General features: G+C 46.5%; 17 protein-coding genes. 9 read left to right on the top strand and 8 right to left on the bottom strand.

The features are described 5' to 3' along the window. Window positions 1-73 precede the first annotated feature (73 nt). Window positions 74-739 (bottom strand): hypothetical protein, encoded by a 666-nt coding sequence (locus ADIS_RS00650; RefSeq protein WP_155906973.1) that lies wholly within the window; start codon window positions 737-739, stop codon window positions 74-76. A 148-nt stretch (window positions 740-887) separates the two neighbouring features. Between ADIS_RS00650 and ADIS_RS00645 the strand changes: the two genes are divergently transcribed. From ADIS_RS00645 to ADIS_RS00635, 3 genes are all read left to right on the top strand, one after another. Beyond that, window positions 888-1,751: a phytanoyl-CoA dioxygenase family protein gene (locus ADIS_RS00645; protein ID WP_010852295.1), complete on the top strand. Its 864-nt coding sequence runs from the start codon at window positions 888-890 to the stop codon at window positions 1,749-1,751. Window positions 1,752-1,793: 42 nt separating this feature from the next. After that, window positions 1,794-2,987 (top strand): Gfo/Idh/MocA family protein, encoded by a 1,194-nt coding sequence (locus tag ADIS_RS00640; RefSeq protein WP_010852294.1) that lies wholly within the window; start codon window positions 1,794-1,796, stop codon window positions 2,985-2,987. 201 nt (window positions 2,988-3,188) lie between these two features. Beyond that, on the top strand, window positions 3,189-5,378 hold the full coding sequence (locus ADIS_RS00635; RefSeq protein ID WP_010852292.1) for a DUF5916 domain-containing protein: 2,190 nt from the start codon (window positions 3,189-3,191) through the stop codon (window positions 5,376-5,378). Window positions 5,379-5,383: 5 nt separating this feature from the next. Here ADIS_RS00635 and ADIS_RS00630 read toward each other — a convergent pair whose 3' ends face one another. Next, entirely contained in the window at window positions 5,384-6,328 is a 945-nt protein-coding gene (locus tag ADIS_RS00630) for a phytanoyl-CoA dioxygenase family protein (protein WP_010852291.1), read from the bottom strand. Between the two features lie 182 nt (window positions 6,329-6,510). Here ADIS_RS00630 and ADIS_RS00625 point away from each other — a divergent pair, with 182 nt between their 5' ends. The 5 genes from ADIS_RS00625 (at window position 6,511) to ADIS_RS00605 (ending at window position 15,035) form a co-directional block, all read left to right on the top strand. Continuing rightward, window positions 6,511-8,988, top strand: coding sequence for a PIG-L family deacetylase (locus tag ADIS_RS00625; RefSeq protein WP_010852290.1), 2,478 nt, complete (start codon window positions 6,511-6,513; stop codon window positions 8,986-8,988). Between the two features lie 96 nt (window positions 8,989-9,084). Beyond that, window positions 9,085-10,821 carry a sodium:solute symporter gene (locus ADIS_RS00620; protein ID WP_010852289.1) on the top strand — a complete coding sequence of 579 codons (1,737 nt, stop codon included), beginning with the start codon at window positions 9,085-9,087 and terminating at the stop codon, window positions 10,819-10,821. Between the two features lie 321 nt (window positions 10,822-11,142). Continuing rightward, a complete protein-coding gene (locus tag ADIS_RS00615) occupies window positions 11,143-12,111 on the top strand; it encodes an aldo/keto reductase (protein ID WP_010852288.1) in 969 nt (322 codons plus the stop codon). Between the two features lie 72 nt (window positions 12,112-12,183). Further along, complete coding sequence (locus ADIS_RS00610) at window positions 12,184-13,605, top strand: Glu/Leu/Phe/Val family dehydrogenase (protein WP_010852287.1); 1,422 nt, start codon at window positions 12,184-12,186, stop codon at window positions 13,603-13,605. Between the two features lie 74 nt (window positions 13,606-13,679). Further along, window positions 13,680-15,035, top strand: a complete 1,356-nt coding sequence (locus ADIS_RS00605) for a D-arabinono-1,4-lactone oxidase (protein ID WP_010852286.1) — start codon at window positions 13,680-13,682, stop codon at window positions 15,033-15,035. A gap of 101 nt (window positions 15,036-15,136) precedes the next feature. Here the strand turns inward: ADIS_RS00605 and ADIS_RS00600 are convergent, their stop codons facing one another. From ADIS_RS00600 to ADIS_RS00585, 4 genes are all read right to left on the bottom strand, one after another. Continuing rightward, window positions 15,137-16,507: a Gfo/Idh/MocA family protein gene (locus ADIS_RS00600; RefSeq protein WP_010852285.1), complete on the bottom strand. Its 1,371-nt coding sequence runs from the start codon at window positions 16,505-16,507 to the stop codon at window positions 15,137-15,139. Between the two features lie 311 nt (window positions 16,508-16,818). Then, complete coding sequence (locus ADIS_RS00595) at window positions 16,819-17,481, bottom strand: bifunctional 4-hydroxy-2-oxoglutarate aldolase/2-dehydro-3-deoxy-phosphogluconate aldolase (RefSeq protein WP_010852284.1); 663 nt, start codon at window positions 17,479-17,481, stop codon at window positions 16,819-16,821. A gap of 60 nt (window positions 17,482-17,541) precedes the next feature. After that, window positions 17,542-17,997, bottom strand: coding sequence for a YhcH/YjgK/YiaL family protein (locus ADIS_RS00590; RefSeq protein WP_010852283.1), 456 nt, complete (start codon window positions 17,995-17,997; stop codon window positions 17,542-17,544). A 43-nt stretch (window positions 17,998-18,040) separates the two neighbouring features. Then, window positions 18,041-19,066 carry a sugar kinase gene (locus tag ADIS_RS00585; protein ID WP_010852282.1) on the bottom strand — a complete coding sequence of 342 codons (1,026 nt, stop codon included), beginning with the start codon at window positions 19,064-19,066 and terminating at the stop codon, window positions 18,041-18,043. Window positions 19,067-19,498: 432 nt separating this feature from the next. Between ADIS_RS00585 and ADIS_RS00580 the strand changes: the two genes are divergently transcribed. Continuing rightward, window positions 19,499-20,692: a glycoside hydrolase family 18 protein gene (locus ADIS_RS00580; RefSeq protein WP_155906971.1), complete on the top strand. Its 1,194-nt coding sequence runs from the start codon at window positions 19,499-19,501 to the stop codon at window positions 20,690-20,692. Between the two features lie 58 nt (window positions 20,693-20,750). On the opposite strand, the gene ADIS_RS00575 is transcribed toward ADIS_RS00580, so the two are convergent. Further along, on the bottom strand, window positions 20,751-20,945 hold the full coding sequence (locus tag ADIS_RS00575; protein ID WP_010852279.1) for a cold-shock protein: 195 nt from the start codon (window positions 20,943-20,945) through the stop codon (window positions 20,751-20,753). A 151-nt stretch (window positions 20,946-21,096) separates the two neighbouring features. Next, window positions 21,097-22,131, bottom strand: a complete 1,035-nt coding sequence (gene asnA / locus ADIS_RS00570) for an aspartate--ammonia ligase (protein ID WP_010852278.1) — start codon at window positions 22,129-22,131, stop codon at window positions 21,097-21,099. Window positions 22,132-22,275: the final 144 nt, after the last annotated feature.

Raw genomic sequence — 22,275 nt, 5'->3', positions numbered from 1 at the left:
GATTTGTGGGTTAAAGATAGAGATTTGAATTCAATCAAAATAAGCTACTGGCATAATTTGCCGAAGATTGCGATCACCAGTCCTCGGTTTCCGCGTCTGGCTGGAAGGCTGTAAGCTGCTGAAGTAGTTTTTGAACTACCGGGGAAGCCTCCAGTGGAAATTTTAACTCACCCGTTCGAAGAAATGTACGGGTTTTTTCCAAATTTTCGTAGGTACAGGAAGCGATGTGCCTCGGAATGTGAAAAAGCCTTGGATCGGTTTTTTCGAACGGTGGACGGGTTTTGGCACCATAGAAGAACGGAACCAGCGTGGTGGAAAGGGAAACGGCAATTTTGTCTATACGATAGGTATTCTGATATTCGGTAAGCTGTTGGTTGATATCTTCAAAAAACTGCAATGATTCGGCAAGTCTAATGCGGGATCCTGCTCTTGATTTCCCTTTGGTTTTTAGGTACTTTAGTTGGCTTTTTCCTTGTTTCTTGCGTACCATGTAGGCTCTGAAGACCTTGTGGTGTATCGTATCGCTATCTTCAAAATACCCAAGGGCAGCCAACCCAGATTCGATAATTACTATTAGGTAATTTAACGTTACGAAGGATCCCTTCGAAGTTCTTTCCTCAAAGTTCAGGTGGATGGGCAAGCGAAAGAACAGGTCACCGTATTCCGATTGATATCGGAGCTGATGCTTCTCTTCTTCATAGCTATGGCGCCATTTTTGGCAGCCAAGTAAATCTAACAATCGGAGGGTGTTTGGTTCGGATATCAGCTTATGGATCAATCTACGGCGTTGGTTTGGTAAAAGAGCCACAAATATAAATCATCCCCTGGCTAGGTTTGGGATTCTACGGATATTAATTATCTTTAACTCAAACTAGATTTGACACCGAATGAATAGCCCAACCAACCCATTTACCGCCGAGGAACTGGAGAGATACCAGGAGGACGGATTCCTGATCATCCGTAATTTCTGCTCCGAAGCCGAAGTCCAACGGCTGTATGGGGTTGCGCTGGAGGACGATGCCATGCGAAAGAATGCCATGGACCTAAATGACCAAAGCGGCAAAAAAACGCGACTTTCCCTTTGGTTTACTCCCGGCAAGGATCCATTTGGCTATTTGGTCCGTACCCGAAAGATGGTCTCTAGGGTTCATCAGTTGATGGGTGGGAGCTCACCCGTCTGCCATTTTCATTCCAAACTAATGCAAAAGGAACCCAAAGTAGGTGGTGCATGGGAATGGCATCAGGACTACGGGTACTGGTACAAGAACCAGTTTATATATCCGGATAAAATGATGAGCGTGATGATTGCCCTGACAGAGGCAAACCAGGAAAATGGCTGCCTTCAGGTTATCAGGGGATCCCACCGAATGGGCCGGTTGAACCACGGTTTTGCGGGGGAGCAGGTAGGGGCGGATATGGTCATGGTAGAAAATGCCCTGAAAACCATGGAATTGGTGTACTGTGAGTTACAGCCGGGGGATGCCTTATTTTTTCACAGCAACATTCTGCACCGCTCTGAGGCCAATCTGTCGAATCATCCGCGATGGTCATTGATTGCCTGTTACAATACGTTGGATAATATTGCCTACAGCGAGTCCTCACCTGCCTGGAAAATCCCTCTGGAGACTGTACCTGACGAGGCGGTGACCGACTGGGATTTCGAGTCTCTTTCAAAAGCCGACTTTCTGACCAAAGACAAGGATCCTGCACTCAAGGAAACCGGATGGGAGTCAGATGTAAAGGTAAATTAGCCACCCCTTTTTCCATATTCCAACCCAAAACTACCAGTTGCCATGAGGATAGCCATGCTTGGTTCCGGGTTTATAGCCCGATTTTATGCCGATTCGCTGCACGCCCAGCGTAGGGTGGATCGTATCCACTTAGTATACTCCCGTACAGCCTCCAATGCAGCGCGCTTTGCGACCGATTATGGCCTTTCCTACCATACGGCAGATATGCGTGAGGCTATACAGCACCCTGAAACCGACGTCGTTCTTATCGCCCTTCCCAATCACCAGCACATGGAAGCCGTATTGGCTTGTGCCGATGCCGGAAAGCCGGTTTTATGCACCAAGCCGTTGGGCCGTACCGCCGAAGAGGCCAAGGAAATGCTTATGGCGGTAGAGCGAGCAGGGATATTTGCCGGCTACTTGGAGGATCTATGTTATACGCCTAAGTTTTTGAAAGCATTGAAGAGTGTCCAATCTGGGAGCTTGGGAAGGATACTGTGGACAAAGTCCAGGGAGGCCCATCCCGGTCCCCACAGTGATTGGTTTTGGGATAAGGATAAGTCCGGTGGCGGGGCGATCATTGATTTGGGCTGTCATTGTGTGGAAATTGGAAGGAATTTTATAGGAAAAGACATCAGGCCGCTGGAGGTAATGTGCTGGGCAGACACCCAAGTACATCCCATTGATGCGGAGGATCATGCCATTGGCCTGGTCAGGTATGCCAATGGTGCGATCGGTCAGTTTGAGGTGAGCTGGACATTCCGTGGCGGCATGGACCTCCGCGATGAGGTCATGGGTACGGAAGGTACCGTTTGGTTAAACAGCTTTTTACGAACTGGTTTTGAAATGTTTACCACTGGAAATGGTGGTGGCTATGTAGCGGAAAAGGCTGAATCGGACTCTGGATGGCTATTTCCAGTTGGCGACGAAGCCCATGAATTGGGGTATCCGCATATGTTTACCGATATGTTTGATGCAATGGAGCAGGGAAGGGAGCCGCTGGAAACCTTTTATGACGGCTACGTTGTGAATGCTATCCTAGATGCGGCCTTTGCATCCGCAGCCTCCAAACGTTGGGAGCCGGTAAACCTTGAGATTTGGAGAGGTAAGGAAGAGGAGGAAGGGCAAGCCGGATTCTTGGTTTATGACGACGAGCATTACCTGATCAAGCGGGAAATCCTGCCAAATGGTGACCACAAACTGATACTGAAGCATAGGAAGACCGGCCAGATTAGCCAAACCGTAACACAAAGTTAATTTTCCGCTCAAAACCGATTTTAGCGGAAAAAATAATATGCCGGATTTTCTACGCTGGTTTTTTTCTATTTGCGTTGATTTGAATCATTTGGCCAACCGCTCATCGTTTTTAGAACTTTGTTTAATTTTTACGAATTGGCCATTTGCTATCAGTTAAATTAGTAAACTTGCGCTCCTTTTTATGGATTGGGAATTGATTTTATGAATGCTTGTTACCGTTTTTGGATAGGACTCCTGTCGGGGTTCATTTGCCTTTTGCTTCCTGTGTATGGACAGAAGATTAATGCCAATTATCAACTCCCTATCAAGCGATCTTCGTCGCCTATCGTAGTGGATGGGGTAATGGACGAACAGGGGTGGGAAGACGCTGAGGTTGCCACTGATTTTTTCATGATTTTACCTATGGACACCAGTTTTTCCCAGGTTAGAACCGATGTACGTATGACGTACGACGACCAAAACCTGTATATACTGGTTGTCAATTTTCACGCTGTTCCAGGCCCGTATTATGTCGAGTCACTCCGGAGGGATTTCGTGTTCGGGAAAAACGACAATTTTCTGCTTTTTATGGATCCCTTCGATGACCAAACGAACGGATTCAGCTTTGGTGCGAATGCTGCGGGCGCCCAGTGGGATGGTATTATGTACGAGGGGGGAAGAGTAGATCTGAGTTGGGACAACAAGTGGGTTTCACAGGTTAGAAACTACGATGATAAGTGGATTTGGGAGGCAGCGATACCGTTTAAAAGTATCCGGTACAAAAAGGGTATCCGGGAATGGGGAATCAACTTTAGCCGATTGGACTTGAAGACTACCGAAAAGTCCAGTTGGGCACCTGTTCCCAGGCAGTTTCCCTCCGCATCGCTAGCCTACACGGGATCACTGATTTGGGATCAGCCCCCTCCCGAAGCTGGGGCGAACATTTCCATCATCCCTTACGTGATGGGAGGTTACATCAATGATATTGAAAATAATGCCGATCCACGTTACCAAAATAGGGTTGGTATGGATGCAAAAATTGCGGTTAGCTCGTCACTGAATTTGGACCTCACTGTTAATCCTGATTTTTCGCAAGTGGAAGTGGATCGTCAATTGACAAACTTGGATCGCTTTGAGCTGTTTTTTCCCGAGCGTCGCCAGTTTTTTCTGGAAAATGGGGATCTATTCGCAAATTTCGGTTACGAAAATATCCGGCCTTTCTTTTCTCGCCGGATAGGATTGGACGCACCCATACAATTTGGGGCCAGGTTGAGCGGAAAGATCAACAAGGACTGGCGGATTGGTGCGATGAACATGCAGACCGGAGCTGTCGAAGATACAGGACTTCCCGCCCAGAACTTTAGTGTAGTATCCCTTCAGCGAAGGGTAGCCCAACGTTCGAATATTGGCATCATCCTGATCAATAAATCCGTCTTTGATTCGGGACCAACCACGGAACCGATTCAGGCCACGTTCACGGATTACAATCGGAACATTGGCGTGGAGTATAACCTTGCGACCTCAAACAACCTATGGACCGGTAAGGTGATGGCACTTAAGTCGTTTAGCCCACTCTCCGGAGGCAGTGGGATGGTTCATGCGGCCAATCTCCGGTATTCATCGGGGTCGCTGACGGCAGGCTGGCGCCATGAATACGTATCACCAGACTACACTGCCGAGGTTGGGTTCGTGCCACGGGTAGGGTACTATCGATTGAATCCCAACCTTGCCTACCTGTTTTTTCCAAAAAGCAAAACCATCCTGCGCCATGGCCCGGTGGTGAATACTTCCCTGTATTATAATATGGATGTGGAGCAAACCGATCATATCACCCGATTTGGTTACACGACCCGATTCAGAACACAGGCGGATTTTACGGTTTTTGGGGAATACAACCGGATCCTGCTACAGGCTCCTTTTGACCCGACCAACTTTAGCGGCAATACCTTGGCTGCCCTTACAGACCATCGCTGGTCCAATTTTGGTGCAGAATACATCTCAAAACCGCAGAGCCTTTTCACGTATTCGGCATCCACCCAGTACGGAGGGTACTACGCCGACGGGAACCTATACAACCTGATGGGGGAAATAGGGTACCGCTTTCAACCCTATGTAGGGTTGTCCATGGCGGCAAATTACAACAACATCCTCCTTCCAGAGCCTTGGGGACGTACCTCTTTTTGGCTGGTGGGACCCCGGGCCGACATCACCTTCACCAACACCCTGTTTTTGACGGCGTTTGCCCAGTATAACGAGCAGATAAACAACATCAACCTGAATACTCGGTTACAGTGGCGTTTCAAACCGGCATCCGATCTGTTTTTGGTATTCACCGACAATTATCTTCCCGCTCCTTTTTACGTGAAGAACCGTTCGGTTGCGCTTAAGTTTACCTATTGGTGGACGATGTAAACGGGTCACCAAGGATCTATTCCCAAAAGTTTCCTCCCAAGTTGGTTCAGGGAGGCACGCTCATACCGGGTCTGTTCCCAATTTCTGGGATCACCTGGAAAGGCGTATCCCTCGGGGGAAAGACGCTCATCCCATGACCTGATCCGCCAAGCTCGTAGTTCCTCATTGTGATTCTCGGCAGGCATCATGGAAACATACTGGGCCATCCGTACCTTGTCAACACTTTTGTTGGGACGTATGCCATGTGGAAGTAAACTGTTAAAGACGAGCAGGTCTCCCGCTTTTAACATGACTTTTGTGATTTCAAAACCAGAAACATCCGGTTTGAAACGATCCCTATCCGTAGGTTGGGAGACTTTCCATGTATCGTAGGTTCGGTATAATTCCGGTATGCACTGAAATCCGCCTACGTCTTCGTCGGTTTGGTCGTTGAGTGCCACCAATCCCTGTACGTTTTGGGGTTTTGTTTCCGGATCATAGTCCCAATGGATGAATCCAGGAAAATCAAAGCCGGGCTTGGCTGGCAGGTTGAGGTTTGCCCGGTCTATGGTCACCCAGAGCTCTTGCATACCCCAGATATCGCAAAACGTATCATATATTTTTGGGTATTGCCTGATATCCCAAAGGCATTGGTGGTTGTAGATCTCGACCATACCGCTGTTTGTCAGTTCCTTCATTTTCATTTCTGCCCGTTGGACTGTATACCAGGTAGTCGGATCGTCCGGGTCTTTTTCTTCAAATTCCCATAGCAGTTGAGCAGTTCGTTTGGTATATTCCAGCGGCACAGCCTTATTGATTATCAAGTAGCCATTCGACCTCCAAAATTCCCAATCCTCTTCGGTAAGGATTTTCAGTGGGCGTCCATTGCTTCTATCGTTTAGCCTGATTTTGCTAGACGTAGCTGTGGATGGATTCCCGGGGATGTCAAGATGATACGTATTTGCTGCCATGATTTGAGAGGGTTTATTGATAAAAGTTAGATTGTCAGGATATTAAGTTAAGGTATTTTTTCCAAATACCAACTAATCCAAGCATAGTATCTTCCATTATTATCTGATAATATTTCCGTTGATATAAATATCCTTTAAATTTACCCACACTAAGCCTAGCTTACCAAACTAAACCAAAGCCAATGAAACCGATTCGATCCTCGATTTTCAGTATCTGTTTTCTTGTTTTTTGCTCTCTAATTGCCACTAATTTACTCGCCCAGACTTCATCTGAATTATACCATGATCTCTTGAAGCTCAAAGAGACCAGGCGGGTGCTGTATCTTGCCGCACATCCGGATGACGAAAACACCCGTCTGATAGCGTATTTGGCTAATCGAGAACATGCTGAAATCGCCTACCTGTCACTTACAAGAGGTGATGGGGGACAAAACCTTATCGGCAAAGAGCTGGGAATAGAGCTGGGAATGATTCGTACCCAGGAACTGATACGTGCGCGGGAGACTGATGGCGGTAGGCAATTTTTTTCACGGGCCATCGATTTTGGGTTTAGCAAGCATCCGGATGAAACACTCAACAATTGGGACCGTGAGACGCTGCTTTCTGACGTAGTTTGGATTATTAGAAAATTTCAACCGGACATTATGATCAATCGCTTCAACGAGATTCCCGGCACCACCCATGGCCACCATACCACGTCCGCAATCCTCTCGGTAGAAGCTTTTGAAAAAGCGGGAGATCCTTCGGTTTTTCCGGAACAACTCCAATGGGTTAAGCCTTGGTCTCCCAAGCGGGTATTTTGGAATGCCTACAGTTGGGGAGGACAGTATGAGCCCCAGAAAGGCAAGTTGTTTTACCGTTTTGAAGTAGGCGAGGTGAATCCCTTGTTGGGCACAAGTTATTCCCAAATCGCAGCCGATAGCCGCACGATGCACAAATCGCAGGGCTTTGGTGCGACAGCGCAGGTCGGTGCCAGCGATGATTTTATGGAGCTGGTAAAAGGGGCTCCTTTTGCTGAAAATCCGTTTGAGGGTATTTCCAATCGGTGGGAAACGGTAGCGGGAGGAGTGGAGCTGGAGAAACAGATAGATGCCCTGTTGGATCAATTTGATTTTAGAAACCCAAGCAATAATGTACCTGCTTTGCTGCTAATTAGGGAAAAACTGGCAGCCATTTCGACCGAGGATCCATGGATTTTTGAAAAACGAGAAGCGTTGGATAGGCTTGTACTTTCTTCCATGGGGTTTAAAGCGGAGCTTATGTCGAACAAGGAGCTTTCTTACCCCACTGATCGTGTGTCCTCTAGGCTTGTTGTGAACAATCCTACTTCGATGGAGATGAAAATTACCTCCTTTAAGGTATTGGACCAAGCGTTTACCTGGCAAAGGTCTGTCTCGGGAAATAAGCCCGTTGAGGAGGCTATTCCGCTTACCATTCCCCTGGATTTTCCGGTTTCCCAGCCCTATTGGCTTAAAGAAACTCCCTCTGACAACCTATTTACCATTTCCGACCGCAGGGAAATAGGAAAACCATACAATGATCCCGGTATTATCGGTGTGTTGGACGTTCGGCTGTTCGATCAGACCTTCTCCATCCATGTGCCCCTTATCTATAAATACAACGATCAGGTCGACGGAGAGATTCGGCAACCTTTTACCGTTGTTCCCACGGTTTCTTTGGATCTGTCCAAGGACAATCTTTTTTTGCTAAACGGGCAGGATAATGCGTTGACAATCGAGGTTTTCTTTCAAGGAGATCTGTTGGATGGTGAGCTGGGTTTCGAGGGACTTACCCCGGCCGAGTATGAGGTAATGGATAAGCAAATAGATCAAGAAAGACGAAAAATCACCTATCAGGTGAAGATCAAGAGCCATTCTGGGTCTGAAAAAAGCCGCATTGTGGCAAAATTCATTACCACCGAAGGTCGGGTTTATGACCAGGGAAAGCGTCGCATTTCCTACAAACATATCCCCAATCTCACGTATTTTCCACCCGCAGCGTTTAATTTAATTCGCCTGAACCTTTCCCTAACCCCTCAGCGGATCGGCTATATACCCGGTGCTGGAGACGATGTACCCGGGATTCTCACCAACTTGGGCTACTCGGTGGACATGCTCGATAACGGTGCCCTAACGGAGAGCCGCCTGAGAAACTACCAAACCATCATCGTAGGTATCCGGGCGTTTAATGTCAACCAATCACTGGCGGATAATGTCAGTGTATTGATGGACTATGTTTCCAAAGGGGGTAATTTGATTGTGCAATACAATACGTCCTCTCCATTGCTGACACGCACCTTGGGTCCTTTTCCAATCACCCTATCACGGGATCGGGTTGCGGTAGAGGATTCACCGGTCAAGGCTGATTTTCAGGCCCACCCTGTGATGAATAGTCCAAACAAAATCGAATTGCGTGATTTTGATGGGTGGATACAGGAGAGGGGGCTGTATTTTGCCGGAGAATGGGATGACCGATACGTAGCGCCTTTGGAGTTACAGGATCCGGACGAATCACCCTCCAGGGGGGCGTTGCTTTTGGCGGAAGTAGGATCCGGCACGTATACCTACTCGGGTATATCCTGGTTCAGGCTGCTGCCGGCAGGGGTTCCCGGAGCTATCAAACTTTTTGTAAACCTAATCGAACAGGCCGGTGCAAACTAAGCGGGAGAATAGATTTTGGTCTAGGGTGTATGCGGCGCAAATGCTCGTGTTGGCCATCTTGATTGTACTGTTTTACCTTCTAACGGTGGGTTTCGCATGAGTGCAGTGGATTGGGTGATATTGTTTGGTACCCTGGCCGTTATTGTCGGCTATGGCGTTTATAAAACGTATGGTCCCGCCACCATGGAGCGATACCTCAAGGGGGGAAATGAGATGAACTGGTGGACCATAGGTCTATCGATCATGGCCACGCAGGCCTCGGCTATCACGTTTCTAAGCACCCCTGGGCAGGCATATTCAGATGGGATGCGGTTCATACAGTTTTATTTCGGCTTGCCGGCAGCTATGATCCTTCTCTCCATTTTCTTCCTTCCCGTATATTACCGGCTAAAGGTGTATACGGCGTACGAGTTCCTGGAGTCCCGGTTCGACCTCAAAACCCGTACATTGGCAGCCTTTCTATTTTTAATACAGCGAGGTCTGGCCGCTGGCATTACCATTTATGCTCCCGCCATCATTCTTTCCACGCTACTTAATTGGAACCTCACATTCACAAATATCTTCATAGGAGTATTGGTAATTATCTATACCGCCTCCGGAGGAACCAAAGCAGTGTCCATCACACAGAAACAGCAAATGACCATTATGATGGGAGGGATGATACTTGCCGGTATATTGGTAATCAATATGCTGCCCGTAGGGTTTTCTGATGCGATGCATGTCGCCGGTAAAATGGATAAACTCAACATCGTGAACTTCGAGTTTAATTTGGCCGACCGGTACAATTTTTGGTCGGGTATGACCGGGGCTCTTTTTCTTTTCCTGTCCTATTTCGGGACGGATCAATCTCAGGTACAGCGCTACCTTACCGGGCGGTCGCTAAAAGAGAGCCGCATGGGCCTCATGATGAACGGTTTTCTTAAGATTCCCATGCAGTTTATTATTCTCTTCATCGGGGTGATGGTTTTCGTTTTTTACCAATTCTACCAACCTCCGGTTTTTTTCAATCAAGTGCAGGTAGATCGCTTGAAGCAAAGCGAGTATGTTTCCGATTTTGAGGAGTTGGAAAAGCGGTATCAGACGACTTTCGAGCAGAAAAATCTTCGGCTTTTTGACATGCTGGATGCCGTAAAGAAGGAGGACCAAACGCAAACCAACTCCCTAAAGGAAACCATCGCCGATTATTCCCAAGAAGAGCAAGCAATCAGAAAGGAAGTCAAGGAGCTTATACTTAAAAATGATCCATTGGGGGAAACCAACGATACGGATTATGTATTTATGCGTTTTGTAATGGACTATCTTCCCAAGGGTATTATCGGTCTTCTGTTTGCGGTGATATTCAGTGCCGCTATGTCTTCCACCGCATCTGAACTAAATGCGCTTGCTTCTACCACTACGGTAGATATTTACAAAAGATCCATCAATGAACACCGGAGTTCAAGCCATTACGTCGGTTCCTCGAAACTATTTACCGTTTTTTGGGGCCTTTTTGCGATCACGTTTGCAACCTATGCGACCCTGTTTGAGAACCTCATTCAGGCTGTCAACCTGTTGGGATCGTTGTTTTATGGAACGATTCTGGGGATTTTCCTGGTAGCATTTTTCATGAAGTGGGTAAAAGGTCACGCGGTTTTCATAGCTGCCCTGGTCACCGAAGCCGTGATTTTGCTGATCCACTTTAACAATGGGGGAGAACTTTTGGGAATACCCATTCATATTGGCTATTTATGGTATAATGTTATTGGGAGCATTTTGCTGATGGTAGTTGCAGCTGTCCTTCAATTTATTTTACCCAACAGAGGGAAGCGTGTAAAAGTGGTAAGGAACCAATAGGCTTGCCCGGTATCCAGAAGCTGGGAAAGAAGGTGTTGGATAGTTTTTTATAGTTGGACGGTGGATTGTCGATAAAGCGATCATTTCCCGGAGAATACGTTAAAATAGAGGGATTAATTGGCTTTATTTGGAGCTTTATTAGTCGATTTTTGCTACCTTCATTGTGCTTTGGTTTTTGTCGGACATGTGATTTGGCCACTAAACAATAACCAAGTCGCTTGTTTTACGTTCCTAGATGCTTAAATGATTGTCCATCGTGTGAGGGCGTTTTGCAAGCTGAATTGAGCTGTTTTGTTTCACACCATCAACCTTAATTGAATTATGACCTATCTAAGTTTTTCAAATGGTGACCAGATACCCTCCCTGGGATTAGGGACGTGGAAGTCCGCCCCCGGTGATGTTTTCCAAGCCGTTCTTTGGGCCTTGGAATCAGGCTATCGCCATATAGACTGCGCTGCCATATACCAAAACGAAAAAGAAGTAGGGGAGGCATTAAAAAGGGCCTTCGAGGAGGGTATTGTCACCAGAGAACAGGTTTTTGTCACCTCTAAATTATGGAATAATGCGCACCTAGAGGAAGATGTCGCTGCCGGCTTGGCGCGAACTCTTCAGGATCTTCAGCTTGATTATGTAGACCTTTATTTAATACATTGGCCGATTGCCCTTAAGCCCAACGTGATGTTTCCGCAGGATAAGGGGGATTTTTTAACTTACGCCGAAGCACCGCTTTCAGGCACATGGCAGGGAATGATAAGCGAAAAATCCCGCGGAAGGGCACGGCATATTGGTGTTTCCAATTTCAACATAGCAAAGCTTACGGAAATAATTGAATCCTCTGGAATCAAGCCTGAGATGAACCAAATTGAGTCCCACCCCTATCTCCGACAGGATGCCTTGGTGGATTTTTGTAAGAAGGAAGGTATATTGTTGACGGCCTACTCTCCGTTGGGTTCGGCAGACCGTCCGAAAGCCAGGCGTAGAGACGATGATCCGGTTCTTTTGGAGGATCCCATGGTGAAGCAGATTGCCACCAAGCATAGTGCCACCCCGGCACAGGTTTTGATTGCGTATGCATTGCGTAGAGGCATGGCGGTCATTCCCAAATCGGCCGATAAAGGTCGAATTCAACAAAACTTGGCCTCCCAAAATGTAAAGTTAGATGATGTTGACCTTGGGCAATTGAATAGTTTGCAAACGCAGTTTAGGTTTATTGACGGCACTTTCTTTACAAATGTACCCGGAAGTCCTTTTAGTCAATCGGATCTTTGGGAGGAAAACCTGGCTGGTTAATCAACTCGGCCTAGGAAGCTTTTACTTTTTTTCAAATCAACGAATCATATTCTTCACCAAACAATACCAACTATGTCAGAAAACAGTGAAAACTATAGTTTATTCGAGGATGTATGTTTGGCGGTAGACAATGCCGCTGCACATATGGACATTCATCCGGGCCTATTGGACCAAATAAAAGCCTGCAATGCGATATTTAAGTTCAGTTTTCCCATCCGAAATGACGATGGTACCTACGAAGTGTTAAAGGGATATCGGATTCAACATTCGCATCATAAATTACCTGTAAAAGGGGGTATTCGGTTTAGTAGTTATGTGAATGAGGAAGAAGTTAAGGGATTGGCAGCATTGATGACCTACAAATGCGCCTTGGTAAACATCCCATTTGGAGGGGCAAAAGGAGGGGTAAGCATAGATCCCAAAAAATACAATGCCAATCAACTGGAACGTATCACGCGCCGGTACACCTCGGAGTTGATCAAAAAGAACTTTATTGGGCCTGCGATAGATGTTCCTGCGCCTGACTATGGCACGGGTGCTAGGGAAATGTCATGGATTGTAGATACCTTCGAGGCGTTTAACCCCAATGTAATCAATGCCAAGGGCTGTGTCACCGGGAAGCCCCTCTCTCAGCATGGCATTGATGGAAGGACGGAGGCCACTGGTTTGGGTGTCTTTTTTGGTATCAGGGAGGCGGTAAGCGTCAAAGAAGATATGGATTCACTCGGTCTTACCGTGGGACTAAAAGGAAAACGCGTAATTGTCCAGGGATTTGGTAATGTAGGTTATCATTCCGCTAAGTATATGTCAGAGGCCGGAGCGTTGATCGTTGGCGTAGCGGAATACAATGGGGGAATATATGATGAAAAGGGCCTGGATGTGGAGGCACTTAAATCCTACCAAGTTGCGAACAAAGGGTTTGAAGGTTTTGCCAGCGGGCAGTTTGTTCAAAATGGCAATAGCCTACTTACCTATCCATGTGATATCCTAATTCCGGCGGCACTCGAAAACCAGATAACAAAGGACAATGCGCACGATATAAAAGCCAAAATAATTGGAGAGGCTGCAAATGGGCCTGTTACGCAGGAAGCAGATCAAATCCTTTTAGGACGGAATGTCATGGTGATTCCGGATATGTACCTGAATGCAGGTGGTGTTACGGTATCCTATTTCGAGTGGCTAAAGAACCTCTCCAGAGTGTCCTTTGGGAAGCTTGAAAAGCGGTACGACATGAAAAAATACGATGCATTGTTGGAAAGCATCGAGAATGCTACCGGCGACCATTTTACCCAAGACCAGAAAGATCTGATTGTCAAGGGTGCCAGCGAGCGTGATTTGGTTATCTCGGGGCTGGAGGAAACGATGGTGACGGCTTATCATGAAATGAACCGAACCCGTAAAGAGAAATCTATCCAAAGTCTTAGGACAGCAGGATTTATACTCGCACTGGAACGCATTGCGGTTAGTTACATGGATCTGGGGATATTCCCTTGATAATCAATGAGAAGTTTTCCTGCGGTTAGCCAACTACAGGCTGAATACCAGGAGCGCCGAAATAATACCGACCGATGAAGAAGAGAACTTTTCTGAAAACTTCTGGAGTACTGATGGCTGGAAGCAGCCTCCTTCCGGTGGTAGCCGCCGACGACGATCAGCAAGAGGTGCCAAGAAAAAATTGGGCAGGAAACTTGACCTATTCGGCTAGTGGCCTTTCAAAGCCCAGTCGCTATGCTGATCTGCAACGTGTGGTTCGAGAGCAAGCTTACGTCAAAGTACTGGGCTCCCGGCATTCCTTTAATTCGATCGCAGATACAGTGCATCAACACCTGTCATTGGAGAACATTGATGGGGTCATTCAGGTGAATGAACATGACCTGTCTGTCAGAGTTCACGGAGCGATCAAATATGGGGTGTTGGCTTCCGCCCTTAACCAAAAGGGATTTGCGCTCCACAATTTGGCCTCATTGCCCCATATTTCCGTAGCAGGTGCCTGCGCTACTGCTACCCACGGATCGGGAGACAACAACGGTAACTTGGCCTCCGCAGTAACGGGCTTGGAACTCCTGTCCGCGGATGGTGGACGAATCAGCCTTTCTATGGACTCGGATAGCCGCGAGTTTGAGGGGATGGTCGTCCACCTGGGTGCGTTGGGCATTGTGGAGTACCTTACCTTGCGGATTGAGCCTACTTTTCAAGTATGCCAATTTGTTTATGAAGCGTTGCCCCTGCGTTCGTTAAGTGATCACTTCGAGGAAATATTTTCCAGCGCTTACAGCGTTAGTCTGTTTACTGATTGGCAGGGACAACGGGTAAATCAGGTTTGGCAAAAGGTTCGCATCCACAACATGCAGATTCCGCGTGTGGCGGAGGAGTATTTTGGTGCGAAATTGGCGGGCGGACATCTTCACCCCATACGCGAGATTTCTCCTTTGAATTGCACCGAACAGATGGGACTTCCAGGCCCTTGGCATGAACGATTACCCCATTTCAAGATGGAGTTTACACCCTCAAGTGGGGAGGAGTTGCAGTCCGAATACTTCATTCCGAGAAAACACGCGGTGGAAGCGATCCATGCGATGTATGGGATGGGAGAGGAGATTTATCCCTATCTGCTGATTTCTGAAATTCGGTCCATCGCATCAGACGCCTTGTGGATGAGCCCGGCCTATAAGCAGGATGTTATAGCCCTTCATTTTACCTGGAAACCTGACTGGCCAAACGTACAGAAAATTTTGCCCAAAATAGAGAACAGACTCAAACCCTTTGGGGTAAGGCCTCATTGGGGTAAATTGTTTACCCTTCAGCCTTCTGAGATACAGGCTCAATATGAGCGAATGGATGATTTTAGAAATTTGGTGAAAAACCTGGATCCAAAGGGGAAGTTTAGGAATGAATTTCTTGCCAAGTATTTGGGTACGCAGTGACAAACTTGATCTTCGTGGGGGTTGGATTTAAAAAAGCAGGTTTTAAAAGGTATATCTTCCTTTCATAGCCTGCTTTTTTTATTGTTTTGGACTGGGGTTCGTTACACCAGGTACTTTCTATAAAGGGCACCCCAGGGTTCCCGCATGTGACGGTTTAGGAATTGATTGGCGGCAAAGCTATTGGTAAAGCGTTCTTTAACCGGATCCCAATCCAAGTCCTGATTTAACATCATCGAAATATTTCCCAGATGGGAGATCGTAATCGACCTATGTCCCACCTCGCAGGGTGCTACGGTTTCTTCCCGGGAAATAATGCAATCAATGAAATTTCGGTAGTGATTATCGCTTTTGTACAAATGCACCTCATTGGGGCCGATTACGGTATCATCCAGTTTTTCAGGAGTAACCTTGTAATTCCCTCTGGTAGCCCATGCCTTTCCTTCAGTTCCGATAAATATTACGCCCTGTTCGGCCTCGTTTGAGACAATCAGTTTGACGCCATTATCGTAGAGGCATTCGAAATAAAATTCAGTAGCTGTGTCCCAAACCGGGTGGTCGGACCAAACAGATTTCGGATTCTGTACTTTTATCGGTCCGCTGTGATCCATCCCAATGCCCCATTGTGCGATATCGGGATGATGACCTCCCCAGTCAGTGACCATACCACCAGAGTAGTCCATCACCCAGCGGTAGTTTACGTGGGTTCTGGCTGGAGAATAGGGAGCCTCGGGTGCCGGCCCCAGCCATGTATCGTAGTCGAAGTCTTTGGGAACAGGAACGGTTTCGGTTAGGTGGCCCGTTTTTCCGAAATCGGGAGTACCACCCGGAAGGCCACAGATTACGGTTTGCAATTTTCCGATCCTACCGTTTCTTACAAGTTCACAAACCCGGCGGAATTCCTTTCCCGATCGCTGTTGACTTCCTGTCTGAAAAATGACCCCGTATTTTCTGACAGCGTCCGACATGGCCCGTCCTTCGCCTATAGTCAGTGTCAGGGGCTTTTGGCAGTAGATGTCTTTCTTGTTGGCAGCGGCCATTAGCACCGGTATCGCATGCCAGTGATCCGGGGTGACCACTTCCACGGCATCTATATCTTTTGATTCCACTACCTCCCTAAAATCAAGAACCCCTTTTGTCGATCGGTAGTTTTTTCCATGTTTTTCACTGTAGTATTCATCCACCATCCGCATGATAAATTCACGTCCGGCAACCTTTCCGTTCCAATACCCCGAGCTTTCCTTGTTGATGTCGCAAATCGTGGTTATCTGCACACGAGGGTCATCTAGGAAACCCCTTGCGTCGTTTCCCGCTTGGTTTCCAGCGCCAATAAATGCGAGGTTGATGCGGTCGGAGGGTGCTGTAAAGCCGTTTTTTCCCAAAGCAGACGCAGGAATAATCGTAGGAGCGGCAAGGGCAGAGGCGGTTAGCATGCCCATTTTTTTGATAAAAGATCTTCTTGGAGTTGTTTTCATTTATCTATAATTGTTTTTTCGGTCAGAACTTGTTTATATACACTGGGTTGTCACGACGTTTGACGCCGGTCGTACGATACACATTGCTATTTCCAACCTGTGTGTGCTCATTTTCCATGGACGTTCATGGACTGGATCTGTTCTCAAAGACCAATGTACTTAAAATCCGGAAAAGATTCGCAGCAAAGGCCATGAATAATCCGTTTCAATCTTCAAGTGGTAAAATTCGATTTTGCCGATGTGAAATCTGGAGCCTTTGCATAAAAAAAGGCCTCAGGAGAGGCCTTTTAAAGATTGTAATTCGAAGCGGATTATCCCTTGATATCTTTGATGGTATCAATCGCCTGCTTGGTGAGCTCTTGGATTTTTGCATAATTCTTGGCGTCTAGAAGGGGTTTACTAACCAATTTACTACCCATTCCAACGGCGCAAACACCCGCTTTAAACCAAGACTCCAAGTTATCTCTATCCAAGGACACGCCTCCTGTAGGCATAAAAAGCAAGTCAGGGAAAAGTGCCTTTATCGAAGATAGAAACCCAGGACCGAGCAGATCGCCCGGAAAGAGCTTAATCAATTTCGCTCCCAGGTTTTCGGCCGCAATGATTTCAGAAGGTGTCATGCAACCAGGAACCCATAGCATGCTGTGTTCATATACAACTTTGGCTACCTCGGGAATGGTTCCCGGACAGATGATATAGTCGGCGCCTGCCTCGATGTAGGTAATGGCCTGTTGCGTATTTTTGATGGTACCTATCCCGAGGTATAAATCCTTCATTTCAGCGTCGCGGAGATCCTTCATCTTTTTGAAATTCTCCAATGCTGCCGCTCCGCGGTTGGTATATTCTACCATCCGGATACCGGAGGCATAGAGTGCTTTTAATACCTCCAAGCTCACTTCCGGATCCTTATCGAAATAAAGGGGAAGTATGCCCTGTTCAGGCAGCATTTTCAACAATTGTTCTTTTAATGCCATAATATGTTGTATTCTTAGTCTGAAAATTATTCGGGAAAAAGCCGCTTGCCGTTGGAAGGCCTATTGCTTCACCTTGATTACCAATTTACTTACAACTCCCTCGCCAATCATGGGGGCATGTACGTCTTCCGGAAACAAGATGGCAAACTGACCCGCTCCAAGTTGAAAGTACATATCCGGTTGATCGGCATAATAGCTGACGTCCTTTTCCGGGTTGTATTCCCCCTTCAATTGGGTACAGCTTTCACGCGGTTTCCAGCCTATGGTCTCAAGGCCTGACACGCAGAGTTGAATGTCAATGTTTTTGTCATGGCATTCAAACTTGGCCAAAGACTCCGCTTCAGTTTTGAGGGGAGCATCGACAAAAACAATCGACTTAAGGCGATCCGATGAAATATCGGATTTGCCTGGAGCCAAGTTGTTTAAATCCTGTTTTTGGATATGCTCAAATGCCTCTTGGAAGAGCGGATGAACGGAATAGTAACGTGCTGCATTAGCAAGTGAATCGATAATCATACCGACAACATTATTTAGTGTGTAGAAAAACCGATAGAATGGGTCAACGCTGTACCCTGCCGCTGGCATCGCCTCCCATGAGCACTTTCACTTCGCTGAGCGTTGCATGGTTCATGTCACCAGGGAAGGTATGCTTCAGAGCCGAAGCTGCGACGGCAAATTCGGTAGCGTCTGCCATATTCATCTCCGAAATCAATCCGTAAATCAGTCCACTGGCAAAGGAATCCCCACCACCAACGCGGTCAACGATACGGATATCGTATTTGCGGGAATGATAAAATTCATTTCCGTCATACACCAAAGCACTCCATCCGTTATCGGAGGCACTGTAGCTTTCCCGAAGGGTAGAGGCGATGTATTTGAAGTTGAACTTCTCCTTCATTTGCTTGAATACATCTTTGTAGCCGTCAAGATTGAGTTCGCCTTTCGTTACATCTGTTTCTTTGCTATGAAAGCCAAGGGTTGTTTCGGCGTCCTCTTCGTTTCCAATACAGACGTCAACGTACTGACACAACCTGGTCATCACTTCCCTCGCCTTTTCTTTGCTCCAAAGCTTTTTACGATAGTTTAGATCGATGGAGGTAGTCACGCCTTTTGCTTTTGCCGCCTTCAGAGCCGCTTCGGTTAGGGCTGCTGCCTTATCGCTTAGAGCCGGAGTGATTCCAGTAGTGTGAAACCATACCGCATCTTCAAATATCTTGTCAAAGTCAAACTCGCTGATATCAACATCCGAGATAGATGCGTCAGCTCGGTCATAAACAACCTGTGAAGCCCTCATGGACGCCCCAGTTTCCAGAAAATAAATTCCAAGTCGCTTTCCGCCCCTTGCTACAAACTGGGTATCTACACCAAATCGGCGGAGGTGGTTGATGGCCGACTGGCCGATCGGGTTATCGGGCACCTTGGATACGAAGGTACCCTGTAGCCCATAGTTACATAGTGCGGCGGCTACGTTCGCCTCACCACCTCCATAGGTTACATCAAACGTGTCTGACTGTACAAATCTTTTAAAATCCGGCGTAGACAGACGGAGCATAATTTCACCAAGCGTTACGACTTTTTTAGACATGATTGGATTTTTGTTTAATTAAAGTTAAGCTATTTTTAAGGATAGAAATACAATTCGTTTGCGGTCGATCGAAGCCGTATATCCGGTTTCACAACACAGAATCCCTTTCGGAACTGTCTTTTTTTCATTGGAAGTTGTCAGTGGGCAAATGGTTTGGGTTTTTAAAAATTCTTGGCACCAAACAGCGTTTTTTTTAGACAAGACTACGGTTTTATTTTCAAAAAACCAAATATCGCAAATGAGTGATTCCTATGTGTTTTAGTATCAGTTTTTTAGATGGGAAGGCCTTCAAGGCTATTTTGGTAAGCGTAAGTGAAACATGTAGATACTTGAAATACCCCGATTGTGCTTTTAATTTCTGAACAGTTTTCGGTAAATTAGCCTTGCCAGCAGTGGTAAAAACGATGACAAACTAAAAATTAGTGTGAATCTATGCAACAATCAGCAACTGGAATTCATTGGGTTTTGAGCATAGTAGTGCTTTTCTCCTGTGCGGAAAATAAAGAGCACGTTTCTGGCACCGCAAATAAAGAGTTGGCTGTTATGGCCTATTATTATGCCTCGTGGAGAAATGCAGAGGTAGACAAACTGCCCTTGGGTAAACTCACCCACATCATTTATTCCTTTACCGAGGTAATCGACGATGAGATGAAGTTTGCAAATGACTCTTCTGCGTTGGTTCTTCAACAATTGGTGGAGAAGCGGGCCAGTTATCCAAATTTAAAGGTGATGATAGCCTGTGGTGGCTGGGGCGGATCGGGAGGATTTTCCGAGATGGCAAGGGATCCTGATAAAAGGGAAAAGTTTGTGCAGTCGGTTGTGGCGTTTCAGCGGCAATATTCATTGGATGGCTTGGATATAGATTGGGAATATCCGGGTCTCCCGGGCATAGGTAATCCCCACATACCTGAGGATAAAGAAAATTTTACGCTACTGATGACCGAGTTGCGTGAAGGGCTGAATCGGCTGGAAAGACCCCAGTTGCTATCCTTTGCCGCTGCTGGCTGGGAGCGTTTTTTCAATCACATAGAATTGGAAAAAGTTATGGAGCAGGTAGATTATATGAACCTGATGACCTATGATTTATCCGGCGGTGGAGATAAGTATACCTTCCATCACACCAATTTGGGATCCTTGTCCATAGAAGATCTGGCAAATACGCCTGCTGGGGTCTACTTGGCAGGCTTGGAAGATACTAGCAGGCCTTACTCGGCAGAGAAAATCATCAAATATTGCTTAGATAGGGGGGTAGATCCTGCGAAGTTGGTTATCGGGGCCGCATTTTACGGAAAGGGTTGGATTGGCGTACCGCCAGATAACAACGGACTGTTCCAAAAAAACAAAGGGCCATGGACAGGAAGGGGGAGTTATGCCTCCATCAGGGAATCGATGGAAGGCAAGGGAGGTTTCGAGCGCCATTGGGATGAAAAGGCAAAAGCTCCTTACCTATATCACCCCAAAGACAGTATTTTTATTACCTATGAAGATACGCTTTCCGTTAAGCTAAAGACGCGGTATGCAGCGGAACAGGGGATGGGTGGTATTATGTTCTGGCAGTTGGGCAGTGACGCATTGGAAGACGGCTTGGTGGATGCGATTTTCAACGAAAAGTCAATGTACAAATAGACATAAACTAAAAAAGCGGCTTTTAGCCGCTTTTTTAAACTGATTGTCAATGATATGATTAGCTAACGACTTTCACATTCACAGCATTCAGACCTTTTCTTCCTTCTTTTAGGTCGAAAGTTACATCGTCATCTTCTCTGATTTCGTCGATCAAGCCTGACACATGCACAAAATACTCTTTTGACGATTCATCATCAATAATAAAACCGAAGCCTTTAGACTCGTTAAAAAATTTTACTTTTCCTGTGTTCATAATTGTAATATAAATTGATTGTAATAACTGCCCTAAAGGTAAGTATTCTTTTGATAAATGAAACACATTATTTCATAAATTTTTAAAAAAAAGCAAATTTACACTACCGGACGTATAAAAGGACATGTACCAAGTTCTCATCACATGGACGTCACATCAATGCTATTCCAGCTTCCTTACACTTCTTCTGTTCTTCGACCGGCCAAATCCCACATTGAACCTCGCCAATGTGTCTTTTCCTTAGCAGGTACATACAGGTTCGGGACTGTCCAATGCCACCACCCACACTCTGCGGGAGCTCCATATTTAATAATTTCTGGTGGAAGAACAACCTGGACCGATCTTCCTCGCCGGTTAACTTCAATTGGTGGGTGAGTGCTTCGGCATCCACCCGAATGCCCATCGAGGACAATTCAAAAGACCGCTGCAACACGTCATTCCACACCAGTAAATCCCCATTCAGCCCATGAAAACCTTCCTCGTTTTCACTGCTCCAATCATCATAGTCTGGCGCCCGTCCGTCGTGCGACTCTCCGTTGCTGAGCTTTCCGCCTATGCCAATTACAAAAACGGCCCTAAGTTCCCTTGCTATATGGTCTTCACGCTCTTTGGGGGACAGGGAAGGGTAGCGTTGAAGTAGAGTCTCTGATTCTATAAACGATATATCCGCTGGAAGCTTGGGTGATAGTTCGGGAAAACGTTCACAGACAATGGCTTCCATCTCTACAAATGCCTGATAAATAGACCGAACCGTTTCTTTAAGGTAGGCCAACTTCCGCATGGAAGGGTCTATCCGCTTTTCCCAATCCCACTGATCCACATAAAGTGAGTGGATCGGGGAATAGTCTTCATCCGGCCGCAACGCACGCATGTCGGTGATGATGCCCTCTTCTAGTTCTACCTCCATTTCGGCAAGTTGCCACCGCTTCCACTTGGCGAGGGACTGAACGACTACTCCGGAGGCATCCGCCTGATTCTTAATTGGAAACCTAACAGGCCTTTCTATACCGTTCAGGTCGTCGTTGATACCCGTACCGTCCATAATTACCAGCGGACAGGATACTTTGAACAAATTAAGCTTCTCTGACAAAATACGGGGGAATTGTGTTTTGATGATATCAATCGCCTTTTCAGTTTGCCTTCTGTTGAGGGAATTTTTGTAAGTCAACTCGCTTAATGCTGTCATGGATATTGGATACATAGAATAAAACCCGGTAATACGTATTCTATTACCGGGTTCAATATTAACTAAAAGTTACTTGATTACCAATTTGGATTACGTGAGGCAGCGATTACGCTTAAAAATAATTGGTCTGTAAATTAATCGATT

Source organism: Lunatimonas lonarensis, assembly GCF_000390185.1.
Taxonomy (GTDB): domain Bacteria; phylum Bacteroidota; class Bacteroidia; order Cytophagales; family Cyclobacteriaceae; genus Lunatimonas; species Lunatimonas lonarensis.
Note: the sequence above shows the minus strand (reverse complement) of the source record. Positions and strands in the feature narration are given on the sequence as shown.